Here is a 7,660-nt window from a genome sequence, read left to right as displayed (position 1 = left end):
TCGCCCAGCTGATCCAGTTTGGCTTCACGTTCTTCACTGGCAAACAGACTGGATTTGATCATGATTGGAGGGCTGACTTTTGGATGTCGGAATCATGCCATGGGCGGAGGGTTTTTCGAGGTGCCCCTAACTCATTCATTAGAACGGGAAGTGGTTCCTTAGCAGTTGGCTTAGGCACTTCGGCTTCAAGCTTATCGATGATTGGTCTAATGTCTCGTGCGATGAGATAGAATTCAATTTCTCGACTGATAAAAACCCCTGCAATTAATATTAATAAAGTGCAGGTGGTCACACAGAGTAGGTTCCAATCTAGTGGTGGTAAATCTCGTAATGTATTCCAGAGTGTAAATTTAGATGCAAGTATGGCCGCAATAGAAGTCAGAAGAAATAATTCAAGAGAGATTGCAAACGTTGCCAGAAAGTGCATTTCTATCAATAATTTATTATTGACCTATTTTCAATTACCTCTGGTATTAATTTTAGTAACTAGTTGGAAATGGACATGCTTACTATCTTAATTGAATTCCAGTCTAGTACTCTGCGAGATATTTGATCAATGATGAAATTACAATAAACTGTATTAAAGTTGAGTATATGCTGCCAATTCAGGTTATTTTTGCATGGGTAAGATTCAGCTGGAGATTATTGCCATTTTTGTTATTTCTACATGAGCTAATGTAATTTATATTAGAAAGTAACTATTCAAAGTTGAGTTGAATGATTGTAACTATTACATCTGTTTATGAAGAATTAATTATTAGTTGAATAATAATTCATGTTGTTGATTTAACCAAAGGTGTTAATAATTTCACTAAATATCGCACCATTCTAGGATTAAGTGATCTAATGATTGCGTAGGTCAGAATTGTTTTAGACGTCTAACAGTATCTACTGGAGGCTGAGATGAGCAATGAAGAACTGAACCAGCAAAAGTCTTTTCTGGCGACCCTGATGATGGGTAATACCCATGTCAGCTTTTCCTACGTGACTACAGAAGATAGTCATCAATCTCTGGATCAGGACATATCCGAGAGTTATGGTTATGTGCAGGCGCATCATGAATTCTTATGCCTCAATACATTCGAAGACATGCCCATCAGACTGTATTTTCGCCATATTGGCGATGGCTATAACGAAGTCTATGTGAGAAGCGCTGTTGAACCCGGTAAACAGCTAGGGATTAATAATAAGGGCTATGTCTGGGTGACGAGTGAACCACATCGTTCCCACTTCTTTGCATTGATGGGCGAAGACAAGAAGACTATTCTCTCCATCGAAGACTTACCGGATGAATCAAGAGTCTATATTAAAGGCTCAAGAAATGGGCAGTTGTTGACTAGCTATAATGAGTCTAAGGTCGGTGATAAACATTTCTGGTCCTATTTAACTGATGAAGGTGGACCAGATGCTTTATTCACCTTAAAAGTATTGGAAAGAAATGCCGGTTTTCTTTCTCAATAAGGTTATTTAAATGGCCAGTATTGAACTGGGGAAGTAGTTTTCTGGCAATCTGTTAATTACGATGTATTGCTGAATAAAGCTTTATCCCCTCCTGCCTAGTTTTTTTATTTTTTGAGAATAGGTACGGGTATGTGCAACCTTTGTAAATGCCCGTCTTATCGAGCTTTTAAGCGAACTGCGTTCCCTTTTACCGCTGTGCGAGTATCTGCAATTGAAATATTTGTTAACAAATTAAATGATATAAATGTCATCTGGATCGTGAATTTTAATCGAGCGTATTAGTCCTTAGGCGTAGTGTTAACAATAGAAACGTCTGGGTTATATGAAAGTTTTAAGTGCCTTTTATACTGTCAGTTGGTTGTTGCTCTTTGTTGTTGCAAACCTCCATCCGTTTTCTAAGCTGTACGTCATACTATTATCGGCACTTGGTTTGACCGCTTCGTTCATTTCCTGGTATTGCCTAAATAAGAAGCCCACTAATGTTTTACCCTATGCAGTGGGTTCTTTCGTCAATTTCTGGCTGATCCCTTTCGTTGCTCTCCTCTACTTAGCTGCTGACTCACATAGCCTTGACTTCACCTTTGCCATTGGACTTATTGTGTGTGGACAAGCTATCGCCCATTTCGGCTGGCACCAACATCATATGGCTAGGCTAAAGCGTGCAGAGCAGATACCTATCTAGGTCGTAGAAGGGTTTTACGCGCAGGATTCTGTCCTAACAACCAAAATCGCTCAAAATCGCTAGATGTACTCTGATCAGGTTCATGGGTAGTCTAGCGATTTTGGTGCGATCTGACATACGAAAATGGTATATTTTCGTATGTCGGCCCTATTTCTTTGATTTTCAGCCCTCCCCTGGCCTAACATCCCCGCATCTCCCTTTCGATAACGGTTCCCATGGTGTTCAAGCAGAAGCGCAAAGCCCCAGCCCTCAGTGCGGAGGAATTGAATGCGGTGTATCTCGCAATTAATAAGTACTCACCCTACTTTGAGCGGGATCGGGCCATCATTGCATTAGCTTTTTACAGTGGACTGCGTGCCAAGGAGTTGGCGAACATCAATCTGGATGTACTGGTAGATGGTCGGGGAGAAGTTCGAGAAGTAGTACAGCTTGAACCATCCATGACCAAGGGGGGGGAGTTTGGGGAAATCTACATCAGCCATCCGGAGGCCCGGGCTGATGTGGTGGCCTATATACGTAAACGCCTAGAGGAAGATAAAGCCGAACGTCATGAGCGCTTATTTCTGAGCTATCGCCACAAATCCATTTCACCCAATTACATGCGGCAGTTGGTTAAGAAGCTTTTTGAGCAGGCAGGCATTAAGGCGACCAGCCACAGTGGCAGGCGGACATTTGCAACTACGCTTGATCAAGGTGGGGCTTCGCTACGTGAAGTGCAGGCGTTGATGCGGCATCGGAATTTCACGACAACAATGATGTATGTAACTGCTAACCCTGCCAGGTTGAAGAAACTTGTTAGAAAAATGGCAGTGTTTGAGAGTGAGATTGAATAGATCCGATAAAGTCAGATAGCCGGTCTAAGTAAGAAATCTTCAACTTGTTGAGGATTTTCATACGTCTGTAGTGTATTACCAACATGCCAATTGTCTATAGCACTGCCCTCACGTTGTTCACTTCTTAGTTGTCCTTGATTGCCCCAAACCAAGCAGCGGTAAGCATCTTAGGGCTTAAGCTATTGATATTCTAAGAATATTTCTCAGTAACTACGAAATCCAATAGTCTGCAAAAAAACGTTCAGTTAAAAAAATTCGCTTTTTTCTCGAATTTCTTTATACTTTACGAAATGTCTTAATTGGCGGGCTTTGATGGATACTTCGTTACCTTGGGGTGGCAGTGTAAATTTACGTGCTTCATCAGTTGCTTTGATGATGGGATTTACACCTGCCTATATGACAAAGTTGGAAGAGCTTTCCGGTATCACTGCCAAAAAGCAACCTAATTCCCCCAGTAAATTTTTCAGTCCAGATGATGTGTTTCAGATTGCTCGATTTAGATGGAATCGTGGTGATGTTGCTCGCCTGGACAAGCAGATAAGCATCGCAGTTTATTTACCAAAAGGTGGTGTTGGTAAGACAACGACTGCGATTGAACTTGGGGTTCAATTCGCGATTCAGGGTCACAGCGTATTAATGGTTGATCTTGACCCGCAAGGTGATATGTCGCAGGCATTAGGTTATGACCCCGAGTTAACGGATGAATACGCTGAACAAATTGGTGTACCTCTTGGTTTAGTGGTTAACCACACGATTTCAGATCTATTTGATCTACCTCCTGTATGTAAGAAAACGCCATTAGATAAGGTAATTAAAAAGCCTTATGGAGAGTGTGGGCCACATCTTGTACCAGCTGATGTTTCATTGATTGATTTCGAAGAATATTTATCAATACAGGTTGGAAAAGAGAATCGATTGTTGCGTCTTATGAGTGATGCTAGAGATGGGCGCTTACCTCATATGGATACAAGTAATTACGACATTGTTATCTATGACTGTCCTCCTGGTGGAAGTACTTTAACGACAAATGCCTTGTTGGCAAGCGATATTGTTGTCTCCCCCGTGTCATTAAATATGTTTTCCCTCAAGGGAATTTCACGCTTTGGTGGACGGTTGCAGCGGTTAAATGAGACGTTTCACTACACTCCGGATGTCATAACAATCCCTGTATTCTTTGAAGCAAAACTGAACCGTGTGATGGATAACATGGGACATTTAAGAAACCACTTTCGTGAAACAACAACTGAAAATACTGTACGAAAGTCCGAGGACTTATCCGCAGCTTTAGACGCACGTGTACCTGTCAGTCTTTTGAAGCCGAAAAGCAAAGTCGCGGAAGATTATCGTATGGTTGCTGCAGAAGTGATAGCTAAGGCAATTAAACGAGCAAGTAAGCAGATGGCTCTACCTGGGGTGTTGAAATGAATAAGTCATTTAGGCAGCCACCACCAATTATTGTTACTCCGTTACCTACCAATATAAGTCAAGATAGTCCTCACAAACCTCATGCAGGAAGTGAAGATCTTAGTAGATTAGTTCATAAAATTCGCGTCGATTTAATCGATGATAATCCAATACCCGCTCGTCATGCTTATCCGAAAAGTCTAGTGGATGCAAGGGCTGATGAGATATTACGTGATGGTCAACTTGACCCAATCAAAGTCCGACCGGGTATTAATGGCAGGTACTTTCTGATTGATGGGAAAACAAGAGTACTTGCTTTCCGCAGTCATAATATTTCTACAACGATTGATGCAATTATCAAAGATGTAGATGAGCTAACTGCTGCCGTTGAAGGTTTTGCAGCAAATCATGATAGAGATAATGGATGTGATTTAGATGAAGCTTATTTTTTCCATGACTTAATGAGTAAAACACATGAATCACAAAGTTCTCTTTCGAGACGAATCAATGTGAGTCAGTCCAAGATTAGTTTGAGTCAAAGTTTCTTTAAATTGCCAAATGAAGCGCTGAAGGCAATTTTGGCTTCAGAGAACCCAAAGGCTGTTACATATAACCATATAAAGCTTATGGCCCCACATTTCGAGTCACTTGGGAAAAAAGTGACTGATTTGGTTATTTCTCTTTTGGAGAATAATTGGACACGGTCGCAATTTAAAGAAGCAATTGATGTGGCACTTAATATTAAGAAGGAAGTTAATAGGTCTGCGGTTCGCCAATTTGGCCCAGTTTCAATTTCCGTAGGGAAAGCGTCTCTTAGGTTAGATGGGTTAAATGAAAATAAGAAAAATGAACTGCTTATGAGAATTGAAGAATGGCTAGATAACAGATAGCTGTAATCGTCCGTCCGGTTCGAGTGCTTACTGTAAGGGCTGTTGTAGTCGCCGCTGGTAAGTAAGAGGAATTGATGTAGCTATGATCATGATCATAGGTCCAATTCGAGTACTTGCTATAAGGGCTGTTGCAGCGGCTGTTTGTGAGCAGGATGAGTTGGCTTCGCGATGATCATTCGTCGGTCTGGTTTGATTACTTACTGTAAGGGCTGTTGTAGTCGCCGCTGGTAAGTAAGAGGAATTGATGTAGCTATGATCATGATCATAGGTCCAATTCAAGTACTTGCTAAAAGGGCTGTTGCAGCGGCTGTTTGTGAGCAGGATGAGTTGGCTTCGCGATGATCATTCGTCGGTCTGGTTTGATTACTTACTGTGAGAGCTGTTGTAGCAGTCGGTGGTAGGTTGGGGTGGCTATGACCATAGCCATAATCCATGGGTTGATTTTTTGTGGAGTTTAAGAACTTTTAGATCCAACGTATTTAACAAGTACAAATAGAAAAGCCCGCTTTGGCGAGCGGGCTTTGTATTACTTTAACCGAGCTTTAGGCCCGGGCACACACACATTTCACTTTGCAGAGTGACCTGATGTGATGATGACTACAAATTATGCAAAGTCATTGTAGGTGTCTTGACCTCAGCATGCAAGCATTCGTTCGTCCATTAGGGATGAGCGGTGAGAGGCTATGGCGCCAAAAATACAAACACAGACTAACCATGTAGAACGCTATTTCGAATCAGGTACGGCTCTTCATCGAGTAATGATAGAAGCCCCCTATTTGCCGCGCTGCTCAGACGACAAGACAGCAACGCGTGTGCGTCCGCGCGAATACGCTATTCGTTATCCTTACATGCAAGTCAATCGACCAGGCTTTGTGAGCTGGTTGATCTTTGATCTCGACCATAAAAAGGCGATGATTTGGGAAGATGCGGGGTTGCCTGCGCCAAATCTGATCGTCCGGAATCGGTCTACCGGACATAGTCATCTCTATTACGCCATTCCGCCCGTGTGTACAACGGAGGCTGCGCGGCCTAAGCCTGTTCAGTATATGAAGGCGGTCTATGAAGCTTTCGCAGCAAGGCTAGAGGCTGATACCAGCTTTCATAGTGGCCCAGTGGCAAAAACACCTGGACATCCATGGTGGTTAACGCATGAGATTCATAACCATGTCTACGAGCTGGGTGAGCTAGCAGATTATGTTGAACTAGCATCTAGCAATCCATGGGGTAAAGGACCAAATCTTGATGCCGTAAGCCATTCTCGGCATTGCATCCTATTCGAACAGCTCCGCTTTTACGCGTATTCCATTGTGAATCGCGAGCGGGAAAAAGGTTCATACCATACGTTCAACAGATTGTTGGAAGCGTTTGCACACAATAAGAACAGTTTCCGTAATCAGGGATTCCTCGACAATCTACCGCTGTCGTCAATAAAGGCTACCGTCAAATCGGTGGCTCGTTGGACCTGGGACCGGTACACCGGCTGTGGCAGGTGTCATCGTGGAGTGATGCAGCTCAACCCTGCCTTGCCGTTGCATGTCCGTCAGAAGCAATCCGCAGAACGCACCCATGCCCTTCGCCACAAAGAAACCGAATCCAAGGTCAGGCTGGCTTGCCATCGACTTATTCAGCTTGGGGAAAAGCTGACCCAACTAGCTATAGGACGTCTAGCTGGCCTTACACGTCAGACCATCGCCGCCTACAAGCATGTTATCCAGGAAGTGCTTCACCCTACACCGGTAACCAACTTGGCCTCTCCGGGAATAGAAACGATCAATACAACGTGTGTTAAATATGGTGCACATCAGGTAACTGCGGCCGAGGGGGGCCTAGGTACTTTTGAGGCGTTGAGGGAATCTGGGGGTTCTGCTGAGTGTCTTCTGAAGGAGGCTTCTATGTTTGATGTAGGTGATGCTGACTCTGGATGAAGTCTTTCTAGATAGATGGCATCAAGTGCAGTGCTCTTCCACGAGCTATTTCTGTGAACTTCACTTTCGGTTTTCTTATGAATTGGCAATTCAGGGTATAGCAGGTCTTCGACTTTGACCTTCCGCTGGGTTATTGGGGGCTAATTCCACCTTAGTCCGGTTGATTTGATTGATGTCTGTCATGCTGTATCCGAGGGACACAAAACAAAAGTCCCGAGCAGTGAACATCGGGACTTCTCTTCTTTCAGGCGTGCAATTGGGCCCAGGGGGCACTACACACGCACTAAGTGGAGTTAGCGTTGATGAATGTATTTTAGCCCTTAGGAGTTAAGTGACATTGGTAATCCCCCCATTTTTAAGGGGAGTCAGAAGTAGCGCTATGCGACCATGGCCAGCCGCTGTATTGGGGTAATACCGCCCAAGGCCATGTTAGGGCGTTCGTGATTGTAGAACCAGATCCAATCC

Annotated in this window: 5 protein-coding genes; all 5 read left to right on the top strand. The window is 43.5% G+C overall.

All coding sequences use genetic code 11. The features are described from left to right. Window positions 1-903: 903 nt before the first annotated feature. The 5 genes from ACUHMQ_RS19685 to ACUHMQ_RS19665 all read left to right on the top strand — a co-directional run bounded on the left by ACUHMQ_RS19685 (window position 904) and on the right by ACUHMQ_RS19665 (window position 7,195). Complete coding sequence (locus tag ACUHMQ_RS19685; RefSeq protein WP_445297163.1) at window positions 904-1,461, top strand: hypothetical protein; 558 nt, start codon at window positions 904-906, stop codon at window positions 1,459-1,461. Between the two features lie 897 nt (window positions 1,462-2,358). Beyond that, on the top strand, window positions 2,359-2,976 hold the full coding sequence (locus ACUHMQ_RS19680) for a tyrosine-type recombinase/integrase (protein WP_445297162.1): 618 nt from the start codon (window positions 2,359-2,361) through the stop codon (window positions 2,974-2,976). Between the two features lie 312 nt (window positions 2,977-3,288). After that, window positions 3,289-4,401, top strand: a complete 1,113-nt coding sequence (locus ACUHMQ_RS19675; RefSeq protein WP_445297161.1) for a ParA family protein — start codon at window positions 3,289-3,291, stop codon at window positions 4,399-4,401. Beyond that, the gene (locus ACUHMQ_RS19670) at window positions 4,398-5,270 is read left to right on the top strand and encodes a ParB/RepB/Spo0J family partition protein (protein WP_445297160.1); all 873 of its coding nucleotides are present in this window, start codon (window positions 4,398-4,400) and stop codon (window positions 5,268-5,270) included. Before ACUHMQ_RS19675 ends, ACUHMQ_RS19670 begins: the two co-directional genes overlap by 4 nt. A gap of 683 nt (window positions 5,271-5,953) precedes the next feature. Next, on the top strand, window positions 5,954-7,195 hold the full coding sequence (locus ACUHMQ_RS19665) for a replication initiation protein (RefSeq protein ID WP_445297159.1): 1,242 nt from the start codon (window positions 5,954-5,956) through the stop codon (window positions 7,193-7,195). The last annotated feature ends 465 nt before the right edge of the window (window positions 7,196-7,660 follow it).

Source organism: Chitinimonas violaceus (assembly GCF_052601015.1).
The sequence above is the reverse complement of the archived record's forward strand: the minus strand, read 5'-3'. Positions and strand labels throughout refer to the sequence as shown.